General features: G+C 67.3%; 18 protein-coding genes and 4 pseudogenes. 8 read left to right on the plus strand and 14 right to left on the minus strand.

Annotated elements, in window-relative coordinates:
• The first annotated feature begins 712 nt into the window (after positions 1 to 712).
• On the plus strand, positions 713 to 1,570 hold the full coding sequence (locus tag LE181_RS01685; protein ID WP_225659075.1) for a hypothetical protein: 858 nt from the start codon (positions 713 to 715) through the stop codon (positions 1,568 to 1,570).
• A gap of 260 nt (positions 1,571 to 1,830) precedes the next feature.
• Entirely contained in the window at positions 1,831 to 1,986 is a 156-nt protein-coding gene (locus tag LE181_RS01690; RefSeq protein ID WP_225659076.1) for a hypothetical protein, read from the plus strand.
• A gap of 372 nt (positions 1,987 to 2,358) precedes the next feature.
• Here the strand turns inward: LE181_RS01690 and LE181_RS01695 are convergent, their stop codons facing one another.
• A complete protein-coding gene (locus tag LE181_RS01695) occupies positions 2,359 to 3,141 on the minus strand; it encodes a hypothetical protein (RefSeq protein ID WP_225659077.1) in 783 nt (260 codons plus the stop codon).
• A 765-nt stretch (positions 3,142 to 3,906) separates the two neighbouring features.
• On the opposite strand from LE181_RS01695, the gene LE181_RS01700 reads away from it, so the two are divergent.
• Positions 3,907 to 5,067 carry an IS630 family transposase gene (locus LE181_RS01700; protein ID WP_443742919.1) on the plus strand — a complete coding sequence of 387 codons (1,161 nt, stop codon included), beginning with the start codon at positions 3,907 to 3,909 and terminating at the stop codon, positions 5,065 to 5,067.
• Here the strand turns inward: LE181_RS01700 and LE181_RS01705 are convergent.
• The 4 genes and pseudogenes from LE181_RS01705 to LE181_RS01720 form a co-directional block, all read right to left on the minus strand.
• Positions 5,053 to 5,232 (minus strand): annotated as a pseudogene (locus LE181_RS01705) (hypothetical protein); the annotation flags it as partial. The gene LE181_RS01700 and the pseudogene LE181_RS01705 overlap by 15 nt on opposite strands.
• A gap of 194 nt (positions 5,233 to 5,426) precedes the next feature.
• A pseudogene (locus LE181_RS01710) lies at positions 5,427 to 5,645 on the minus strand (RNase A-like domain-containing protein); the annotation flags it as partial.
• A 72-nt stretch (positions 5,646 to 5,717) separates the two neighbouring features.
• A complete protein-coding gene (locus tag LE181_RS01715) occupies positions 5,718 to 6,287 on the minus strand; it encodes a hypothetical protein (protein ID WP_225659079.1) in 570 nt (189 codons plus the stop codon).
• Positions 6,287 to 6,877, minus strand: coding sequence for an RNase A-like domain-containing protein (locus tag LE181_RS01720; RefSeq protein ID WP_225659080.1), 591 nt, complete (start codon positions 6,875 to 6,877; stop codon positions 6,287 to 6,289). The genes LE181_RS01715 and LE181_RS01720 overlap by 1 nt, the downstream gene beginning before the upstream one ends.
• On the opposite strand from LE181_RS01720, the gene LE181_RS01725 reads away from it, so the two are divergent.
• Positions 6,876 to 7,346, plus strand: coding sequence for a hypothetical protein (locus LE181_RS01725; protein ID WP_225659081.1), 471 nt, complete (start codon positions 6,876 to 6,878; stop codon positions 7,344 to 7,346). The two genes, LE181_RS01720 and LE181_RS01725, sit on opposite strands and share 2 nt — an antisense overlap.
• Before the next feature lie 86 nt (positions 7,347 to 7,432).
• On the opposite strand, the gene LE181_RS01730 is transcribed toward LE181_RS01725, so the two are convergent.
• Positions 7,433 to 7,903, minus strand: coding sequence for a hypothetical protein (locus LE181_RS01730; RefSeq protein ID WP_225659082.1), 471 nt, complete (start codon positions 7,901 to 7,903; stop codon positions 7,433 to 7,435).
• Between the two features lie 314 nt (positions 7,904 to 8,217).
• Here LE181_RS01730 and LE181_RS01735 point away from each other — a divergent pair.
• A pseudogene (locus tag LE181_RS01735) lies at positions 8,218 to 8,955 on the plus strand (IS982 family transposase); the annotation flags it as partial.
• 227 nt (positions 8,956 to 9,182) lie between these two features.
• On the opposite strand, the gene LE181_RS01740 reads toward LE181_RS01735, so the two are convergent.
• A complete protein-coding gene (locus LE181_RS01740; RefSeq protein WP_225659348.1) occupies positions 9,183 to 10,334 on the minus strand; it encodes an IS4 family transposase in 1,152 nt (383 codons plus the stop codon).
• Positions 10,335 to 10,571: 237 nt separating this feature from the next.
• On the opposite strand from LE181_RS01740, the pseudogene LE181_RS01745 reads away from it, so the two are divergent.
• Positions 10,572 to 11,258 (plus strand): annotated as a pseudogene (locus LE181_RS01745) (transposase); the annotation flags it as partial.
• A 210-nt stretch (positions 11,259 to 11,468) separates the two neighbouring features.
• Here LE181_RS01745 and LE181_RS01750 read toward each other — a convergent pair.
• Entirely contained in the window at positions 11,469 to 11,825 is a 357-nt protein-coding gene (locus LE181_RS01750; RefSeq protein WP_225659084.1) for a hypothetical protein, read from the minus strand.
• A gap of 884 nt (positions 11,826 to 12,709) precedes the next feature.
• Between LE181_RS01750 and LE181_RS01755 the strand changes: the two genes are divergently transcribed.
• Both LE181_RS01755 and LE181_RS01760 read left to right on the plus strand, forming a co-directional pair.
• Complete coding sequence (locus LE181_RS01755; RefSeq protein ID WP_225659085.1) at positions 12,710 to 13,765, plus strand: hypothetical protein; 1,056 nt, start codon at positions 12,710 to 12,712, stop codon at positions 13,763 to 13,765.
• Between the two features lie 96 nt (positions 13,766 to 13,861).
• A complete protein-coding gene (locus LE181_RS01760) occupies positions 13,862 to 14,248 on the plus strand; it encodes a hypothetical protein (RefSeq protein WP_225659086.1) in 387 nt (128 codons plus the stop codon).
• A gap of 73 nt (positions 14,249 to 14,321) precedes the next feature.
• On the opposite strand, the gene LE181_RS01765 is transcribed toward LE181_RS01760, so the two are convergent.
• The 6 genes from LE181_RS01765 to LE181_RS01790 form a co-directional block, all read right to left on the minus strand.
• Positions 14,322 to 14,993 (minus strand): SMI1/KNR4 family protein, encoded by a 672-nt coding sequence (locus LE181_RS01765; RefSeq protein WP_225659087.1) that lies wholly within the window; start codon positions 14,991 to 14,993, stop codon positions 14,322 to 14,324.
• Between the two features lie 106 nt (positions 14,994 to 15,099).
• Positions 15,100 to 15,396 (minus strand): hypothetical protein, encoded by a 297-nt coding sequence (locus LE181_RS01770; protein WP_225659088.1) that lies wholly within the window; start codon positions 15,394 to 15,396, stop codon positions 15,100 to 15,102.
• Positions 15,397 to 15,723: 327 nt separating this feature from the next.
• Entirely contained in the window at positions 15,724 to 16,266 is a 543-nt protein-coding gene (locus LE181_RS01775) for an RDD family protein (protein WP_225659089.1), read from the minus strand.
• A gap of 218 nt (positions 16,267 to 16,484) precedes the next feature.
• Positions 16,485 to 16,844, minus strand: coding sequence for a hypothetical protein (locus tag LE181_RS01780; RefSeq protein ID WP_225659090.1), 360 nt, complete (start codon positions 16,842 to 16,844; stop codon positions 16,485 to 16,487).
• A gap of 344 nt (positions 16,845 to 17,188) precedes the next feature.
• Positions 17,189 to 17,617 (minus strand): hypothetical protein, encoded by a 429-nt coding sequence (locus LE181_RS01785; RefSeq protein WP_225659091.1) that lies wholly within the window; start codon positions 17,615 to 17,617, stop codon positions 17,189 to 17,191.
• 355 nt (positions 17,618 to 17,972) lie between these two features.
• Positions 17,973 to 18,194, minus strand: coding sequence for a hypothetical protein (locus LE181_RS01790; RefSeq protein ID WP_225659092.1), 222 nt, complete (start codon positions 18,192 to 18,194; stop codon positions 17,973 to 17,975).
• Between the last annotated feature and the right edge of the window lie 219 nt (positions 18,195 to 18,413).

The following is an 18,413-nucleotide window of genomic DNA, read 5'->3' on the forward strand; positions in this document are numbered from 1 at the left end:
GCTCTCCCTTTTTGCGTTTCCCCGCCCAACGCGGGCAGCGCCTCACCAGACCACCTAATGGCTACGGCCGGCAAAAGACTGACGGCAGCAACAGGCGACGGCGCCAGCAGAAACACCCACCACCCCGCCAATAGCAGCCCAGCCGCACCCAGCGGGGGCGACACCCTCAAGCAGGTCCTCAGGCACGGCCGACAACAACCCGCCCCCGCTTGACCACACCCACAACCACACCCCCAGCCAGACCAGCACCCCCCAGCACCAAGCCCGGATCGACGCCTACGTCCCGGACTCCCTGCGCGGCGTCGAGCTGGGCTGCGTCACGACCGCAGCCTGCCCCGCACAAACGAACGGCATCCTCGATCAGCCTCATTTCTTCACGCTGAGGCGCGCCCTGCGGCGCTGCCGTCTGGCTGCGGTGCTCTACGGCCGGGGAAGCCCCTCAGCGCGGCAGGACGCCAGGAGAGTTTCCGCTGTTACCGGCGCCGATGCGAGGGCGCCAGCTCAGTGGGAGCCCTGCACAAGCCCCTCCCCGGCCATGCTGCACGAAAGGCCGGCGGATATCGTCACCGTCAGCCTGCGCTCCCTTCTCCCCTGGCCATGGTTCCGTGCTGCCTGTGCACGGCATCCATGCCCGGCGAAGTGGCGCGGTGGGCGGTGTTCTACGACGGTGAAGCAGAGGCGGGATCGGGTGGGTACGGCGACAGATTCCCTCGTGTTCGACCAGGAATCGGGACTCACCTTGATTCCGCCGAACCGGCAGCCCAAATTCGCGCTCGGCGTCTCCGTCTGGGGCGAGCCCGCCGAGAAGGCTTTCCACGCCTTCGTCCAGCGCGAGGCCGCCTCCGGTGGCCTTGACCGCATCAGCAGACTGCCCGGGCAAGGGGAAACCGTCATGCCCGTCAAGGTCCAGCTCGTTCCGCGTCCCGACAACGACTACAACCCCAAAGCCGTCAGCGTGGCCGCCCCGCCCGAGCACCCTGGCACCGACCACGAACGGCACGTCGGCTACATGTACGACCGCAACCTGGTCGCCCTGGGCGGCCCCATACGCGCCCTGGCCTACGCCACCGGTGGCCCCGTCGGCTGCCACGCTTACGTGCAAGTGCGCCGCGTCGGCCCCAAGGAGTACCGGAAGAGGAAGGCCGACTACGGGTCGGCCATCACCGCCTCCCACAACCTCATGTACAGCTACACCGACAGCGACATACGCCTGCTGATGCCCTGGTGGGAGGACTTGCAGCAGATGGCCATCGCCTACACCCGGACGCTACGCCCCGAGCTGATCCTGCCCTTCACCGGACACTGGGCCCCCTGGAAGCCAGGCGCCCGCCAGGAACTCGCCGCCCGGACCCAAGAGCACCTCTTCCCCATCACGCTGCGCTGTAAGGACGGAGAGCTGCTCGCGTACCACCAGGACCTGCTGCTGGCCTGCCTGTGGCCCTCAGGCAGGGACTTCTTCGATCGCACCGTGCAACGGGTCCAAGAGCTGGGTGGAAGCGCCTGCGCCTACGCGGAAGACTACGAGGGCTCCATCAAGGTCTACGTCGAGGACAGCAGCCCCCGCACCTGAGCTTGACCGTCTTCTACATGCCGGTCGCGGAGTGGACGCCGTCGACGAAGGCGCTCCGCCACTGCGCCTTGTCGCCGCCCCCGGCGTCCTGATCGGCTTCCGACTTGCATGTGCGCGTCGCGGGGTTGTAGCCGTTGCCGGCTGGCCTTGGGGTCGTTGTACTGAGGGTGGGAGAGGGCCCAGGGGAACAGCAAGCATCAGAAGCGCATTCGGTCGGCGTGGATGGGCTGGCGGAGTGGGTGCACCGAGTTGATCTTGCGGTGCCGGAACTGAAGCGGCTGGAGCGGCTGCATCCAGAGTGCGGCTCGCTGGCCGAGGCGTTGAGGGCCTCCGGGACGAGCTGGGGAGATGTTGGCCTGACCAGTGAGGACGGTGCACGTCTCGATGAGGTGTTCACCTGTATCGACGAGACCTGACCAGCACTCCACCGGTGGCCAAGCGGCAGGCCCGACCGCAGGCTCCTGCGGCCGGGAATTGCTGGCTTGTCCGTCTCCTGTCACCTTCAGCATGCCGCCGTCCCGGCTACGGCGCCGCCGCCAGCAAGCCGGCCCTCATCCTGCCCGTTGTACACCCCACCGGTCCTCGATGGTGGTGGTGTAAGTGCTACTTGTGAAGCCTTGGTCGCAGACGGGTAGCTTTTGCGAGTTGCCCAGGAGTGGTCGGTGACGGGCTTGCCGGGCGCGGCGACTTGCAAGGGGCAGGTGAGAGCCCGGCTCGGGATTGCCGTCTCCGTGAAGGGAGCGGGGGCAGGTGTCCGGGCCGGGTTCGGGCTGGGTCAGGGCGAGGGGCTATACCTCGCAGTTGGATTCGGTGCCGAGGAAGGGGATGTCTTCCTGGCAGGTGTCCATGCCGGGGCCACCGTCGACGGTGCCGGTGGCTTCGGCGCCTTCGTGGATGTTGTCGTTACCGGCCCCGCCTCTGACATTGCAGCCGTTGGCGTCGGTGACGTCGATGGTGTCGTCACCGTCGTCACCCTCGAGGGTGCTGAGATTGCAGACGCCCACGGTGATGCTGTCGGCGCCGCCGCCGCCGTGGAGGCTGCTGTCGCTGACGTTGTAGGTGTTGATGTTGGCGAAGTCGTTTCCGGGGCCCAGGCTCAGCTCGTCGGCGGTGACAGCGCCGTGGACGATGAACCGGTCGTTGCCCGAACCGGTGTCGGCAGCTCCGGTCTTGTTGCCGGTGATCTCGACGGTGTCGTCGCCGTCCCCAGTGTTCAGTGAGTTGCCGGCGTGGTTGCCGAGGATACGGACGGTGTCGTTGCCGGTGCCGGTATCGAAGGCGGCCAGGGTGTCCACCGAGCCGACGGTGAGGATGTCGCTGCCGGAACCCGAGTTCACGGTGCCCCCGGCGCTCGCCAGGATCGTGATGGTGTCGTTGCCGCCGAGGCTGTTGATGGTCTGCCCGGGCAGCAGGAACGGGCAGGTGATGTTGTCCGGGCCGTTGGTTTCCGTGCCCGTGCACTGCGCCGGCAGGGCGGAGGCGGCCGTGGCCGACAGGCCGACGAGCCCGAAGGCCATCAGCGCCACCGTGGACAGGCTCGCCAGTCCACGACGAAGGGGTATCGCCTGCATTGGTGCTCCTCTCCGTTCTCTCTCCCCTCTGGGGTGAGAACGACAGGCAGGGGATGTTTGTTGCCACGCGTCCGTACGGGCCCTGGGGATCAGGCCGTCGTCAGCGGGCGGGTGCGGCAGGGGCGCACGGCATGTGACGTCGCAGAAATCCGCACCCTTGCGGGGCCCGGTTCTTGCGCCGGAGGCGCCCCCTGCAGTGCCATGAGTGTGCGTGCGGGGTGGCTGGAAACAGCAGGCGTGTGAAGCGGCATGCGGTGGTGAAAAACAGCGCATGGACACCCCGTGAGCCCCTGCCAGGCCGGTCATGTCTGGGCGCATCACTCGGCGCCCACGCGTTCAGCTTGGCGGGCCTCGATGGCCGAATACGAATGCCTCATGCGGGAACGCGCCAGCTGAGGCATGGGAGCCAGGGTCTTCCGGAACCTTGCGGTGACGACAGGGCTTCCCTCGTGCGGCCTTGACCCTCCCTCCTGGGCAGGGCCGCCATGGCGTCCGAAGGATGGCCTCGGGCGCTGGGCTGGCGTTGAAGCTGTCCACGGACAGGGCCGCGTCCTTCTGGGTGGCCTTTACATGCCCCTGTGGGCGAACAAGTGATCTCCCTTTGCGGTGTGACTTTCCCTCATCGGGCAGGGCGGCGTCTGCGGCGGTGGAGTCGTGGGCTTGTGGGCCCTGCCCGCCCGGGGGGTGATCTGTGAGCGAGCGGCCACCCGCCGTCACAGCCCCCTAGTGCTGTGTCCGGGAAGGTTTGCCGGGTTGCTCGTTGTGCTGGTCGGATGTGACGACTTCGACAGGCATGGGGGCGGACATGGCGTACCGGTCCGGGTTCGCGGACTGACCGAGCAGGAAGGTCAGAAACTGCAGCAGATTGTTCGGCGGGGCAGTACCAGCTCGGTGCGGTTTAGGCGGGCGATGATGCTGCTGGCGTCAGCCGGCGGCAGCACCGTCCCGGTCATCGCACGGTTGGTCCAGGCGGATGAGGACACCGTCCGCGACGTGATCCACCGCTTCAACGAGATCGGGCTCGCATGCCTGGACCCTCAGTGGGCGGGAGGCCGTCCCCGCCTTCTCAACCGTGACGACGAGGACTTCGTCGTCCAGGCGGCCACCACCCGCCCGACCGCACTGGGCAAGCCCTTCACCCGCTGGTCGGTCCGCAAACTCGCCGGCCACCTGCGACGCGACAGCACCCGGCCGATCCACATCAGACGCGAGGCCCTGCGCTGCCTGCTGACCCGCGGGGGCATCTCCTTCCAGCGCACGAAGTCCTGGAAGGAGTCCCCGGACCCGGCCTTCGACGCCAGGCTCGCCAGGATCGAATACGCGATCAACGAGCGCCCGGACCGCACATTCGCCTTCGACGAGTTCGGGCCCTTGGGGATCCGTCCGACTGCCGGATCGTGCTGGGCCGAACAAGGCAAGCCGGACCGGTTGCCGGTCACCTACCGACGCACCCACGGCATCACCTACTTCCACGGCTGCTACTCCGTCGGCGACGACAAGCTCTGGGGCGTCAACCACAGACGCAAGGGCATCGACCACACCTGGGCCGCCCTGCGGTCGATCCGCACTGCCCGCCCCGACGGCGCCCCGATCTACGTGATCCTCGACAACCTCTCCGCCCACCTGAACTGGAAAATCCGCAGGTGGGCGGCCCGCAAGAAGGTCGAACTGTGCTTCACCCCGACCTACGCGTCCTGGGCCAACCCCATCGAGGCCCACTTCGGACCCCTGCGACAGTTCACCCTGGCCAACTCCCACCACCCGAACCACACCGTTCAGACCAGGGCTCTGCACGCCTACCTGCGCTGGCGCAACATGCACACCCGACACCCAGACGTGCTGGCCGCACAGCGACGCGAGCGTGCCCGCATCCGAAGCGAAAAGGGTGTCCGCTGGGGCGGCAGACCCCTATCAGCCGCGGCCTGACCACCCAACCCGGCAAATCTTCCCGGTCACAGCACTAGCTGGTTCGCGGAGCCAGTGAATCAAGGAGGCCAGGACGATTCCGGCTCGGTAGTGGTCGGCGAGCTTGTCGAACCGGGTCGCGATCGCGCGGAACTGCTTGAGGCGTGCGAAGCATCGTTCAAGGAGTAAGCCGCACTGCTGACATAGGTGGGTCCGGCTCGGGGAAGGCGCCGGGCATAGGAGTTGATGGCCTGCTCGCGGCAGTTGCTGTTGTCCGGAAGTTGCGTGAACGGCAGGCCGGTGAAGAAGAGGGCGGTGAGCCAGGGTGGACGAGCACGTCGTCGCTGAGCTCCCCAGATCCCCCGGTGGGGAGCGGTTCCGGTCTGGACGACGAATCCGTACGGGCTGGCGGGCTGCCGGCGCAGTACGACGCGGGCGACGCGGGCGTCGAGCGGTTCCTGTCCGGCAAGCAGCATCGCCTCCAGTTGCACCCGGCCGACGGGCTCCTCTCGGGACGGCCAGGCGGCCTCGATGGTGAGGCGGGCCCGAGTTCCCTGGGCGAGCCAGCGGTGGTTGACCTGCTCATTGGCGGTCACCACCTGCTGGGTGGCTCACTGGGCGGTCTTCCGGTCAGGGTAGGTGGAGGATCGGGTCAGCATCGGATCATTGTCTCAATTCACGTTGAACGACCAGAAGACGCCCACCTCGTCTGCGGACACCGCGATCAGACCGAGGTCCATGAGGTGGTCGGTGACGGGGTGGCCGCCTTCGAGGTCCCCCGCCAGGAAGTCGGGCGCGTCGGAGGTGCGGGCCAGGTCGGAGGAGGACCAGAACACCGCATCGGGGCCGAACCGGTGCAGCACGATCCGGGCGTCCGCCAGCACCACGTCGCGGTCCGCCCGCGACCGGACCGGGAAGCCCTCGAAGAACCACTCCTGTGTCAGCGAGGCGAGCAGCTCGACGGCAGCCCCTGCCGTGATCGGGTGGACCCGGGCGCGGAGGTCCGCGGCGGTCATCGCGCGGAACGGGTAGGAGGGACGGACGGTCTCCCGTCCCTCCTGGTCCGTCTGCCACTCCAGGGCAGGCCAGCCACGGGGGTCGTCGACCGACCGCTCCATGACGGCGAGGACGTCCTCGGCCCAGTCCTCGTGCAGCCGGGGGCCGCTCCTGGCGAAGGTGTAGACGTCCTCCAGGAGCCGTACCAGTGCAGCTTCCCAGGTGTTGCTGTCGAGGGGGGTCATCAGGGGCCCTGAGGGATCGGTCGCGGTGAGGGCATCGAGGTGTAGATGATGTAGGGGGATCGAGGCTGGAATCGTACTTGAGGACGGACTTTGACGTATTTGACCTCGACTGCCTTCGCTGCGAGGCCGCGATCCTTGTAGCCCGTTCCAGGGATCGTGCCCGGGGAGCCGTCCTGATTGGGTGTGGGCTGCTTGGAGACGTAGGTGCCGCTGACCTCGCCATTGGGCGCGGGGCTCTCGAAGGCCTTGTTCTGGCCGTCCGGAGGGTTGGTGGCGAGCCAGGCCTCGATCTCGGCCTCCTTCGTCCGGAGGTTGTGCTCCGTGAGCCGCTGCGCACCCTGCATGGTTTTGAAGCTCGACGAACCGCCGATGGTGGGCCTGCTGTTCTCGGGCCATGAGGCGGCCGGGTCGGACTGGTCGTGCAAGCGCTGGGCGAGCTGCTCGTCGGTCTTGCCGACGTGCTTGTCCAGGGTGTGGCCGCCGCCGAGGTACTCGTTGGCCGCCAGGTCGAAGGCGATGTTGCCGTTCGAGCCCTGGACCGTCCACTGCTGCTCGTGCTTGAAGTCGTTGAGCGACTGCGCCGAATCCATGTGCCAGGGCAACGCCGGCCTCGAAGTTCGGGGCGCTCATGTGTGCTTCGTCCAGGACGCCCTTGAGGGCGTTCATGCGCGCGGTGAGGCCGTCCAGAATGCCGGTGTACTTGTCCACGATCCGGTTCAGCTTGGCCTTGTCCAGGTTCAGGACCGTGTTGACGTCGAACTTCAGCAGGAGTCCGGCGGCCCCGCCGACCACGCTGGTGACGGCACCGGTGATGCTCTTGAGGCTGGGCTTCTTCTTGGCCTTCTCGATGTCGTCGATGATGTCCTTCGCGGCCTGCTTCATGGCCCGCTTAAGCTCTTCGAAGACATCGTGGTTCAGCTAGACGAGTCATTCCGAAGTGATCGTGTTCAGCTTGTCGATGGGCCAAGGGGCCATTCGATGGCCTGCTGCTGGCCCGTGGGCATGCACGCCTCCTGCGCCAAGGCGGTCTTTGCGTCCCTCGAGAAGCCGACGAAGTAGATGATGCTCGCCGCACAATGGAGGCCGGAGCTGGTGCTGCTTGTCCCGGGCCGCTCACGGCAGCTGCCGAATCCCTCCCCGGGGTTTCAACTCAGCTGGTCGCGCACGAGATCAAGGAATGCCTGTCGGCTCGGACGGATGTGCGCCCAGACTTTCTCATCCTGTGGCTCTCCCGGGTCTTCGGGGCCCTTCCTGATCACCTCCTGTACTGCCCACGCGAGGCTGCGTGCCGCTTCGCTGACCTCAGGCGTGCACAGCACGTGGATCGTCTTCTGCATCACCCACACCCTGTCAAGGACCTGCCTGGCCCGGGCCTGCCACTGCTCGTCAGCCAGGTTGTGGTGATGCCGATCCACCGCGACTCGTTCAGCTTCCTGCACCGCAGACAGAAATTCGATGAGGTGAGTGAGACGCTCGTTGCGGCGCGCCTCGGCAAGTTCACGAACACTGCGGCGCGCCTCGCCGCGTTCCAAGGCGCGTCCTGCCGAGCGCTGGGCCAGCATCGACATGAGCCCGCCGAGCAGGACGCCAATGAGCGGCGCAAGCGTTGTCCACACAACGTCCAACTATGACATCGATGGCATGGGCATGGCGCGGGGGTTCGGCAATCTCGGGCCGGACCGGGACACGCAGACGGCCAGGTCATCGCAGCCTTCGACAACGGCGGGCAGCAGACAGCGGAAGATCTGAGATCTTCGCGCTGCCCTGGGCGCTCTTGGCCACAGCGCGGACCGGGAGGTCCGGCACGGGCGGCCATGGCGGTGGCGTCCGGTCTCCCGCGGCTTGTCGGCCTGCTCAAGCGTGAAGCCGAGCAATCGGGCAGCCCCCTGCCGGCGGCCGGAGAGACAGACAGGGCGGCCAAGATCGTTCTGTGACGAGTGACCTGGACGCCCTGCTCACCGCACTGTATGTGAAGATTGACGACGAGATCACGGACACCCGGTGGCTGGGACGCCCTCCCCGGCTGACCGATTCCGAGCTCGTCTGCCTCGCCGTCGCCCAGGTGATGCTGGGCTTCACCTCGGAGTCCAGGTGGCTGCGGTTCGTCGGCTCCCGCCTCGGCGAGATGTTCCCCTTCGTGCCGAAGCAGCCGGGCTGGAACAAGCGGCTGCGGGCCGCGCTGCCGCTGGTCAAGCGGGCTATACGGCTCCTTGCAACGGACACCGACTTCTGGTTCGACAACCACTGGATCATCGACTCCACCCCGGTCGAGTGCGGCCGGTCACGCCCCACCGTGAAGCGGTCGGACCTGGCAGGCTGGGCCGGATACGGATACTGCGCCAGCCATTCCCGATTCATCTGGGGCCTGCGGCTATACCTGGTGTGCACCCCAACCGGTATGCCGATCTTGTGGTCCCTTGCGAACCCGAAGCTGGACGAGCGCGAGGTGCTGACGGCGATGTTGGATCGTGAGCCTGACACAGTCACCGACCGCCCCGGCCTGCTGGTGATCACGGACAAAGGCTTCGCCTCCAAGGAATTCGAGACCGATCTGGCCATGCGCGGGGCAGAGCTGCTGCGGCCCTCGTTCAAGCGGGAGAAACGCCGCAAGGGCGAGTCGCTGCTGAAATCGGTGCGGCAACTGATCGAGTCGGTGAACGACACCCTCTAGAGCCAATGCTGTTGCGTTACGGTCTGGGCGATGCCGGGCTGTGAATGGTGACGGCTGTGGCGGGTGGTGTGGTCGGCTGGGTCCAGTGCCGGTGTTGAGCGCGTTTGAGGCGGTAGTTGGACATCTTGCGTTTGACCACGCGAGGTTGCGCCCGTAACCGCCGTGGCGGCAGGAGCTGGGACAGGAGGTCATCGCGGAGCCGGGCGAGTGCGGTGACCAGTTGTTCAGGGGGAAAGCACGCCTGGTGTTGTGGTGACGCTGCGGCGGGCTGACCGCAGGGTGTCGGTGAAGGAGAGCCGGTCGGGGTCGGTCCCGCGGGTAGCAGCTGTTCTGCAGATCAGTGACCTGAGCGCGTGGTGGACCAGCAGATGGGCCCAGATCTGCTGGAGCACACCGTCCGGTGTTTTGCTGGACAGCACCACACGGGTTCCACGCTGCTGGGTCTTGATCTCCCCGAATACGGACTCGATCTCCCACCGCTGGCAGTACAAAGCGGCCAGCTCCTTCGCCGGGAACCGATCCGCATCGAGCAGGTCGGTGACCAGCCGGTACTCGGTGTCGTGCCTGTCCAGCCCATAGGCGATCACGCGGACCCGGACTGGGGCGCGTTTCTTGCCGTCGGTGCAGGCATGGATCCGGCTGAGCCAGGAGCCGTCCGGCAGCCTGGTCTGGACCGACAGGACACGGTTGGCCGACACCCGCCACAACACGTGGGCGCCGGCCCCGGTGAAAGCCCTCCACAACGGGACACCGAGGAACTCACGGTCGGCCAGGACCAACATGCCCGGCCCCACCGAGCGGACCAGGCGGGCGGACAGGGTGAGCTCACCAGTCCGGCAGCCACCCAGTTCCGCGTCCAGCACCGCATGCGTGCCACACTCGGCCAACGCGGCCATCCTCACCTGCGGAAACGCCGCCCTGTCCGGGCCGCGGGTATTGCCAGGCCGGCCAAACGCTGCCTCGTTCACGGCCGTGTCCGCTACGTCCCAGCAGGTGCTGTCCACCGCGACCAGCCGCAGGCCCCGCCAGAACGTTCCCGGCGTCCTCTCGTCACCCAAAGGCCCCGCGCTGGTAGCGAACAGCACCCGCAACGGCTCCGGCCCCAGCCGATCCCGGGCTCTGAACAGTGAAGACTTCGCCGGGACCCGCCAGGATCCCAGCATCCCGGCCCCGCGCAGACCCTCGGTCAGATGCCGTAGCACCTCCAGATACGGTGCCGGCGAGAACAACGCCAGACCGAGAACGAAATAGACCACCAGCCGCGCGGGCAGAAGCCGTCTGCGTTCCTCGGTCCGGCCACACCCAGCAGCCACCCGGTCCACCAGACCCGGCGGATACACCCAGGTCAACAGCCCCAGACCCGATAACTCCGGCATACTCTCGGCCACCGGCACCACCCCCGAGCATCCTGCCAACAGCGCATGCCCGAACCACCGCAGGACAAACGCAACGACATTGGGCCTAGAGCGCAGCTTCCGCATACTCGCGCAGGCAGTCGCTGATCTTGATCGCCACGTCCTTCAGAACGGTCATCACCGGCTCGCTGCCCGTGACAGTCCGTGCCCCGGGCCGGCCGGTGGTGTGCCCCCACTGGTAGCCGAGCCGGGACTGCGCTCGCCCCGACCCCGGCGAAGGCCGCGAAACTCACCCTCGCCCAGCTGCGCGCCGCCCTCAAGCGCAGCGGCCGCACCCGCTCCTTCGACACCGAGACCACACGCCCGCGGGACATCTTCCGCTCTGAGAACGCCCGGCAGCTCCCGGCCGTCGAAGCCGCGTTCGGCCACCAGCTCCTGGCCCTGCTCAAGCAGCTGGACGCCACTTGTCAGGCCGCGGACGACCTTGCCGCAGCCGCCGAAGGCGCCTTCAGCCGGCATGCCGACAGCGCGATCCTGCTCAGCTTCCCCGGCCTCGGCCCCCTGCTCGCAGCCCGCGTCCTCGCCGAGATCGGCGACGATCGGGCCCGCTTCGCCGATGCCAGGGCGCTCAAGTCCTACGCCGGATCCGCCCCGGTCACCCGCGCCTCTGGCAAGAAACGCTTCGTCGGCCGCCGCTTCGTCAAGAACAACCGGCTCATGAACGCCGGCTTCCTCTGGGCTTTCTCAGCCCTTCAGGCCTCTCCCGGATCGAACGCCCACTACCGCCGCCGACGCGAGCACGGAGACTGGCACAACGCCGCCCAGCGCCACCTGCTCAACCGCTTCCTCGGCCAACTCCACCACTGTCTCCAAACCCGGCAGCTGTTCGACGAACAGCGCGCCTTCGCACCACTCCTGTCGCCCCCGACCGAACAGCCTGCTTGACTCCTGCCCCCCCTAAGATGTCTAACGGGTGATTCGATCCTGTTTGGCGCGCAACACGGTGGTTTCCACTTCGTGGAGGGCGGGTGGCCGACGCCGGATGCGGACGTGCACGCGTGCGCCGCCCAGGAGGCCGGGTCCGTGAGTGACGCCGCCTGCGCGGCCACTCGCCGCGGTTCACGCCCGCAGCCCAACTCGCCGTGGCCCACCAGGTCAGCGCCGCCAGGGTCTTCGCGCTATCAGTGGAAACGGCCAGGACTCCGCGCCCTCAAGGCTGCTCGCCGAACCGTCCCGCGGGGCGGACTGGACATCACGACGCATCCAAGCGCGCGCGGACCCCCTACCCGGTGAACCTATGCGGTCACAGCACCAGCCGATCGGCTCGGAGCCGTCGTAGCCGATCACGCAGGAGGATCCGGAATGGCTGGACCAGTGGTCCAGGAACCAGGGGAAGCGCTGGACGAACGGGTCGTCGGCGCGGTCGGCATAGGCGTCGGCGTGTAGGTCGAGGGTCTGGCGGGTCTCGGCCGCGTCGTCGTGGGTGAAGTGCCGGACGTCGAAGGTGGCCAAGCTCGGCTCCATTCGCTGCGCAAGCGGTCGCCCCCTCTCCCGCGATGGCGGCGTCCGGGGCCAGGGTGATGAGGTCTCGGTAGAAGTCGCCCAGCAGGGGCCGCACCCGTCCCGGGACCGGATATCCGGCCATCGGGTCGAAGACGCTGGAGGCGGTGACGCACGCCCCTTCGATCTCTCGCTGATGCAACTGTGCGGGGGCGAGGCGGGTGGAGGCCAGGGCGCGGTTGCGGTGGAACTGGCACGGAATGGACGACAACGCGCGGTGCGAGGCGGCCCCGGCCTCCTCGGAGTCCCCGATACGGTCTCGGACGATAGCCTTGAGCGCCGTCAGCTCCGACAGGTCGTGGACGGCGATCCATGGGCGATCCATGACTGGTGAGGCTGTTCGGGATCGGCCTTGGACAAGGTGGCCTCGGCGTACCCCAGGGACCGAAGCGCGGCTGGGCGAGCGTGCGCTAGAGAGGCATAGAGCGGGCACTTGCGGCCGATCCCGACCGCTTGGGTGGCGGCGTACCGGCATCGATGGCCGTGGTGTGCTCCTGACGCTGGTGGGCCATCATCGCGTAGCTGTTCCACACGCGTAGGTGAGCGGCGCCGTCCTTGGCCATGCCCACGAGGTGCAGGGCGTGGTCGAGGTGGGTCTGGGCGCGGTCGGAATTCGAAGGCGCGGATCCCTGCGAGGGGTGCGAGGCCCGGCTGCTGTACAACCTGCGTACTCCCCCGTCCGGCGCTCATTGAGCAGGCGACGAGCCGGAGCCGGCGTGTGCCGTGCGCCCTGCTTTGCGTGGGAGGGATCGCGCATGTCCTGGGTACGGGTACTCAGCTGCGGATGAGCATCACGTCCCTGCCTGTATGCCGGGCGGGTGCGGTGGGATCGGATCATGGACACGCAAACGCCCCAGGAACCGGTCCCCGGCACGGCGGACACCCCTGCCGGCAGCACGGTCAGCCGCAAGGTGCTCGTGCGGCGGTGGCTGACCGCTGTCGCCGCGGCCGGAGCCGTCGGGTGGGCTTGCTGTGCGGTGTCCGATTTCTTCGAAGAGCTAGGCGGTGGCCCGGTGCGGTCGGCAGCGCACTTCCGTGGGCAGGACATCAACACCCGCGAGGCCGGGCGTAAGGTCTTGGGCCAGCTGCGGCCGGGGATGTGGGTCAGTGAGATCCGGGAAGGACACGGCGGCACCTCGTGCGTCGATGACTTCGGACGCTACCAGGATGGCGTGACCCGTAAGCAGCTCGACTACGAGTGGAGCCTCGACTACTCCAGCAAGGCCGACTACTCGGCCGATCTTGCCAAGCTCCGCAGCGCCTGGGAGGAACGCGGCTGGAAAGTGCATGACACGCCGCCGCCCGAGACCTTGAACCCGGACAAGCCGGTGCCGGACTGGCCGGGCATCCGCACCACCGACGACCACGGCGTCACCATCGCCGTCCGCCTGGACTGGTTCACGTATAAACCCGTGCTGTCGGCCGATGGCGGCTGCATCCGCTACGACAGCGATGACGGGGTTCCTGCCCGCAAGCGCACCGGCGCCGCCACCGGCAAGCGCCCCGCCCCCGGCGGCACGATCACGTACAAGGACGGCGTCCAGGTCACCATCGGCCCCGTCCAGCGCATCACTTCCACCCCGGAGATGACGGAGGCCGGCGCATCCGCCGCCCACACCTACCGCATCCCCATCACCGTGACCAACCGCAGCGGCGCGCCCGTGAAACTGGGCCTGGGGGCCGGTGGCTATGCGGGGGCGAACCGGGGCGTGACATGGCTGCCCGGCTACCCGAAGGAGCTCTTCCAGAGCTCCCCGGCAACGGTGCCCGAAGGCGGTTCTCTGCAGATGGATGAGGTGTTCACCGCCAGGACTTTGCCCGAGAGCCTGCGCATGTCGTACCAGCCCAGCGACCTCCACGCCGCTTACGTCTGGCGGCTGTCCACCCCGTAGGGGGTGCGCCCCGCTGGTCTGCTGGCCGTGACCCCTTCTACCGTGACCGTCATGACCGGCCCTCTCCCCGTCCCCGTACCGGACATTTGTGTCCGTGTGAAGCTGAACGTGGGTGCCTGCGGACCGTATGCGCATATCGTGGCGGACTTCGAGCCACCCGTCCCCGGAGGCGAACTGGAGCTGCTGAGCCTGCTGCCTGAGAGCCGGCTGCCCTCGGAGTACCTCCCATGGTTGGAGGAGGGCATGCGGGAGGGTCTCGACGGGGTCGCCGCCGCTGTGCTGGTCACCGACGGCAGCTTCCACGACGTGGACTCCTGCGAGCTCGGCTACAAGATCGCCGGACAGCAGGCAGGCCGGGCAGCTCTCATTGCTGCAGGGCTGCTGCCGCCCGAGGCCGCCGCAACGCTGCGCTGGGCGACCTGGCCAGGCATGCCGAGGCGAGGGCCGTCGCCTGCGGTGGGCGCGCGTCGACCGGCCCCATAGCCATCGACGGCCCAGGTCGGGGTTCAACACGTCGGTGGTGTTGATGTGGGCCGGCGGCGATGGACGGTTGCCCTCACGTTGTCCGCTGGGGGTCCTTCCCAGCTGTGCGTTCGGCGTGCGCGAGCCAGTCCAGGTACCACTGGGCGAAGGTCATGCGCTCGGCACCGTTGTGGCGCTTGGGGGCCACACCCTCGCCCAGGGCCTGGACGTCGTCCCAGACGGTGCCCGCCTCGGGGCCGGTCACGGCGAGCACCGTGTAGTAGCCGCAGCCCTGGCAGCTGAGGTAGAGCGTGCCGGCGAAGAGTTCCTCGCGCAACTCGTCGTCGCGGGTGTCCCACGCGCGGTAGGCGGCGGAGAACGCCTCGGCGTCGGTGAAGTCCTCGCCGGCCGGCTCGTTGTACTGGTGCTCGTCGAAGAGGTCGCCGATCTCCTGGGGGCGGAAGGGCACGGCCAGATTCTTCGCCCGTGCCTTGGTGCTCTCGGTACCAGGTTGCAGAGGGAAAATCCCGTAGTCGGGGCCGGCGCCGCCGGCGCCGACCTCCGCCAGGAAGGTCCGGTATTCCTCGGGCAGCCGCACACCGATCTCGCGCTCGAGCTCCCCGAGCTCGTCGGGAGTAAGCGGCGGCAGGAGTTCGAAGCGGTGCCCCTGGTCCTCGAGCCAGACCGCGCCAAAGACCTCGCTCATCCTGGGGGCTGTGTGCAGCGCCAGCACGCGCTCGCGTACTCCCGTCCATATGTTCGTCACGCTTCCACGCTACCCAACACCCTTCCGTTACCCGGCCAGGCGGAGACGGCACTGCACGACCGTTGCCCGGCCGTCGGCGCGCACGCGCAACGCATTCGATGGGTCCTCATGCGCACTCCCCCGCGGCGACGGTTTCGCCTGGCGGGGCCAACGACCGATCGCCGATCCACACCGGCCGGAACGGGTCCGACACGTCCCAGCCGGCCCACTGCGGATCGACCTCCCCCGTACGCGAGTCGACGACGTCCTTGGGCACCAGGCGCAGCCGCGGCCGGTCGGGCTGATACCGGCGAGCAGCACGCTCGGCACGCCACTCCACATACCGCTGATACGAGGTGCGTTGCTCAGCGCGGCGTTCCCGCCGTCGTTCGCCCATTCCCTCGCTGCCGCGCGCCTGCGCCACACGCTGAAGCTCCTCTGCGGTCCGAGCGCAGACCGGCGTCGTCGGCCAGGTGCCACGGTGGGTAGTACAGGTCGTCGGAGACCACAGCCAGTCCGTCCTCGACGAGCCGGTTCATGCGCCACTTGACGGTGGATCGGTTGAGGCGGCGCTAAAGCAGTCCGTGCCGCACGTTCCCGACGACTGCGGGATCGCCCGCGGATCTGGAACTGCTGGCCATGACCGTGTAGCGGATGACGGTCTCCCCATCGGCGGCGTGGAAGGTGATGGCATCGCCGGGAACGTCAGCGTCCTGGGGAGGCCAGGCGCGGTCGGGTGGTGCTTTGGGGGTCAGGCGTTGTGGTTGACGACTACGCTTCCTACTGCCTTGTCGTGGAAGCACTGGCGGTAGGGCTTGTCCCAGAGGCAGGACAGGACGTTGACCAGGCCGCCGAAGGGGATGAGACCGATGAGCAGGTAGACGAGCCAGCGGCCCAGGGCAGCCCCGAGAGACAGCTTGTCCGCGTCTGCGAGCCGCGCGACGCGAAGACCGCAGATGCGCTTGCCGAAGGTGGCGCCATACGCGTAGGTCATCAAGGGGTCGTAGAGAACAAGGGCACCGATTGCTGCTGTGGCGAAGGCGACGTCGCCGGCCGATTCGCTGTCGGACAGGGCAACTACGGGTATGCCCACGATCAGGCCCAGAATCATGATGACCAGGATGAGAAAGATGATGTCCAGGAGGCGGGCGCCCAGTCGTGCCCCCGGATTGGCGAGCACCTCCTCGGGCGGCCCGGGCCTGAGCGGTACGAATCCTGCCTGGCGCGGGTCAAACTGCTGCTGCGCTCCATAGGTGTAGGGGTTCGGGGACGGGTACTGCTGGTAGTCGCTCACGTGACTGATCATTTCGTTGAGGGGCGCTGCTGCCAAACCGCAAGGGTGCCACGGCTGGCCCAGCATCGACTTGTGGATACCCGGCGGGGAGGATGTACGGGAAGCTGGCTTGAGTGCGATGGGCGTTCCGGGTGGGTTGTTGCCCCGCCATGACGCGCTGAGAGGCTCCCCGCGCTGGACGGCCGGCAGGCGTGGACAGCACGACGGGACGTCCCCGCTCATGCCCCGCCGAGGATGACGAACGGGGTGATGAGCAGTAGGAGGTGCAGGCAGGCCAGGCCGAAGCGGAGAGCGGCAACGCGCCGGGGCAGGAGTACGGCGACCGCTCCCGTCGCGCCGGCCAGCCACATCACGCGCCAGGACCAGTGGATTGCCACCATCAGCGGCTTGGTGCAGCCCTGCTCATGGCAGTGATCGTGGGAGACCTGCTTGACGAGATCGGTGAAGCCCAGCAGCACGAGGGCGGGCAGAAAGAGGACCAACCCGGTGATCGCCAGCTTGCGGCCCAGGGTGACATAGGCCGGCTGCGTGTCGTGCTGAGATGCTGCGCTGTCACAGGAAGCAGGGGCGCTCTTCATGGTGACCACCCCACACCGGGTGGCCGAGCCACCGCATGGGTACCCGTACTCAGGCCGGCCCCTTGCCGTACTCAAGAACCCGGAAGTAGGGGTTGCCGCCAGCGTGAAGCGATCGGGTATCTGGCGCCGACCACATCGAAGTTGCTGCAGGTCCTGCCGAACCCTGGCTGACCAACAGCAACGACCTGTCCCGACGAACACCCGACTTTACGGAGCAGTGGAACCCGGCGCCCGCCCGGAGCAACAGCCGGGCCACCAGCCTGCCCACCTACAGGAGACTCCGCCCTGAACAGACGGAAAGGGTCCGTCAGCAGGCTGACGGACCCTCGCGCGCAAGATCGACGCTAGACGTTTAGACAGGGGGTCTTGATGTACTTGTGGTGAGGGATTTCCGTGCCACTCAGAAAATCCATGCTCAGGTCACCTTGATAGCACTGCTTCCCTCGTACGTTCTCTTTGGCGACGCTATAGTTTACGCCGTTCCCTTGACTAACGATTCGCATGCCCGGGCTTTTCTGGCCATAACGGTGGCCGTTCTTCCGGAGGCCGATCCAAGGCGTTACGATCACCGAGCCTCCGTCATCGCAAAATATCCCGAAGAATGCCTCAACATCGGGGCCGGTGTTGTTGGTGTGAACATAGACGTCGGCATAGCACTTCCCGAACTGATAGTGAGCGGTACGCGATGCCGCCTCAGCTTTTGGTGTGGCCAGTACAGCCATGCTGAGGGCCGTTACGCCAACGAGGGCGCCCATCCTCGCCTTGTGTTTCAAAGAGTTCTCCTTGAATGCAGGGAATGAAATGAGAACGTCGGTCGCGACCCCTAGGCTGTCGTGATTGGGGCCGTGATCGTCCGAATTGCGGCCAGCCTGTGGCCTAGCGTTGAGGGAAGGTCAAGCCGGGTGGCTTTCCCCTGCCGTGGACGGCCTGTCAGACGCGGTGGTGGAACCAGCCGGAAGTATCTGGCGGGTACGACACGGGGGCGGACCAAGCAGCATGCATGAGGACGAGCCGAGGTCCGGCGCGAGTGACACAGCACCCGGCGCCCTGGCCAGGTTTCGCTTCACCAGCCCATCCTCTCGCTTGGGGCTCGAAGATATAACCTCACCGCTCGCCGGGTGACAGTGCTCAATAGTAGAGGTACAGCGAGTAACCGCTGCCTGAGCTCTTCCTGCACTGCCACGGCACGTCGGCCGTGTGGCCGTCCGCAATACACTTCGCTTCGGAGGAGTAATGGGCTGCGTAATGCCAACTCTTTGCGGCGATCGCGGTCCCCGGCTGCCCGGCAACCGCAGCATTCGCCGTGCCCGCCGCCTCGACTCCCGCGCCGAACAGCAGCGCGGCGGCCATCCCTACAGCAGCGACAGTCCCTTTGATTTGAGGCACGACTTCCTCTCGGCAATAATTCAACGGTGTTTGTATCGCCCGCCCATTCGCGAGCGCCGCAATCCATTCTGGCCGAGCGGAAGTCCGTCCGGAAGCTCTCATTAATGTGAAGCAGAAGGCGATTGATACCCTTCCCGCATCGGAGGGTGGACGGCCGACCTGCCGTCCTGACAACAGGGGGGA

This window comes from Streptomyces sichuanensis, assembly GCF_020328095.1.
Lineage (GTDB): Bacteria > Actinomycetota > Actinomycetes > Streptomycetales > Streptomycetaceae > Streptomyces > Streptomyces cinnamoneus.

Coding starts and splice junctions, on each gene's coding strand:
- LE181_RS01695 (WP_225659077.1), bottom strand. CDS start 3,141: ATGCAGGCGATACCCCTTCGTCGTGGACTGGCGAGCCTGTCCACGGTG.
- LE181_RS01715 (WP_225659079.1), bottom strand. CDS start 6,287: ATGACCCCCCTCGACAGCAACACCTGGGAAGCTGCACTGGTACGGCTC.
- LE181_RS01725 (WP_225659081.1), top strand. CDS start 6,876: ATGTGCCAGGGCAACGCCGGCCTCGAAGTTCGGGGCGCTCATGTGTGC.
- LE181_RS01720 (WP_225659080.1), bottom strand. CDS start 6,877: ATGGATTCGGCGCAGTCGCTCAACGACTTCAAGCACGAGCAGCAGTGG.
- LE181_RS01740 (WP_225659348.1), bottom strand. CDS start 10,334: ATGCCGGAGTTATCGGGTCTGGGGCTGTTGACCTGGGTGTATCCGCCG.
- LE181_RS01755 (WP_225659085.1), top strand. CDS start 12,710: ATGGACACGCAAACGCCCCAGGAACCGGTCCCCGGCACGGCGGACACC.
- LE181_RS01780 (WP_225659090.1), bottom strand. CDS start 16,844: ATGAAGAGCGCCCCTGCTTCCTGTGACAGCGCAGCATCTCAGCACGAC.
- LE181_RS01790 (WP_225659092.1), bottom strand. CDS start 18,194: ATGGCCGCCGCGCTGCTGTTCGGCGCGGGAGTCGAGGCGGCGGGCACG.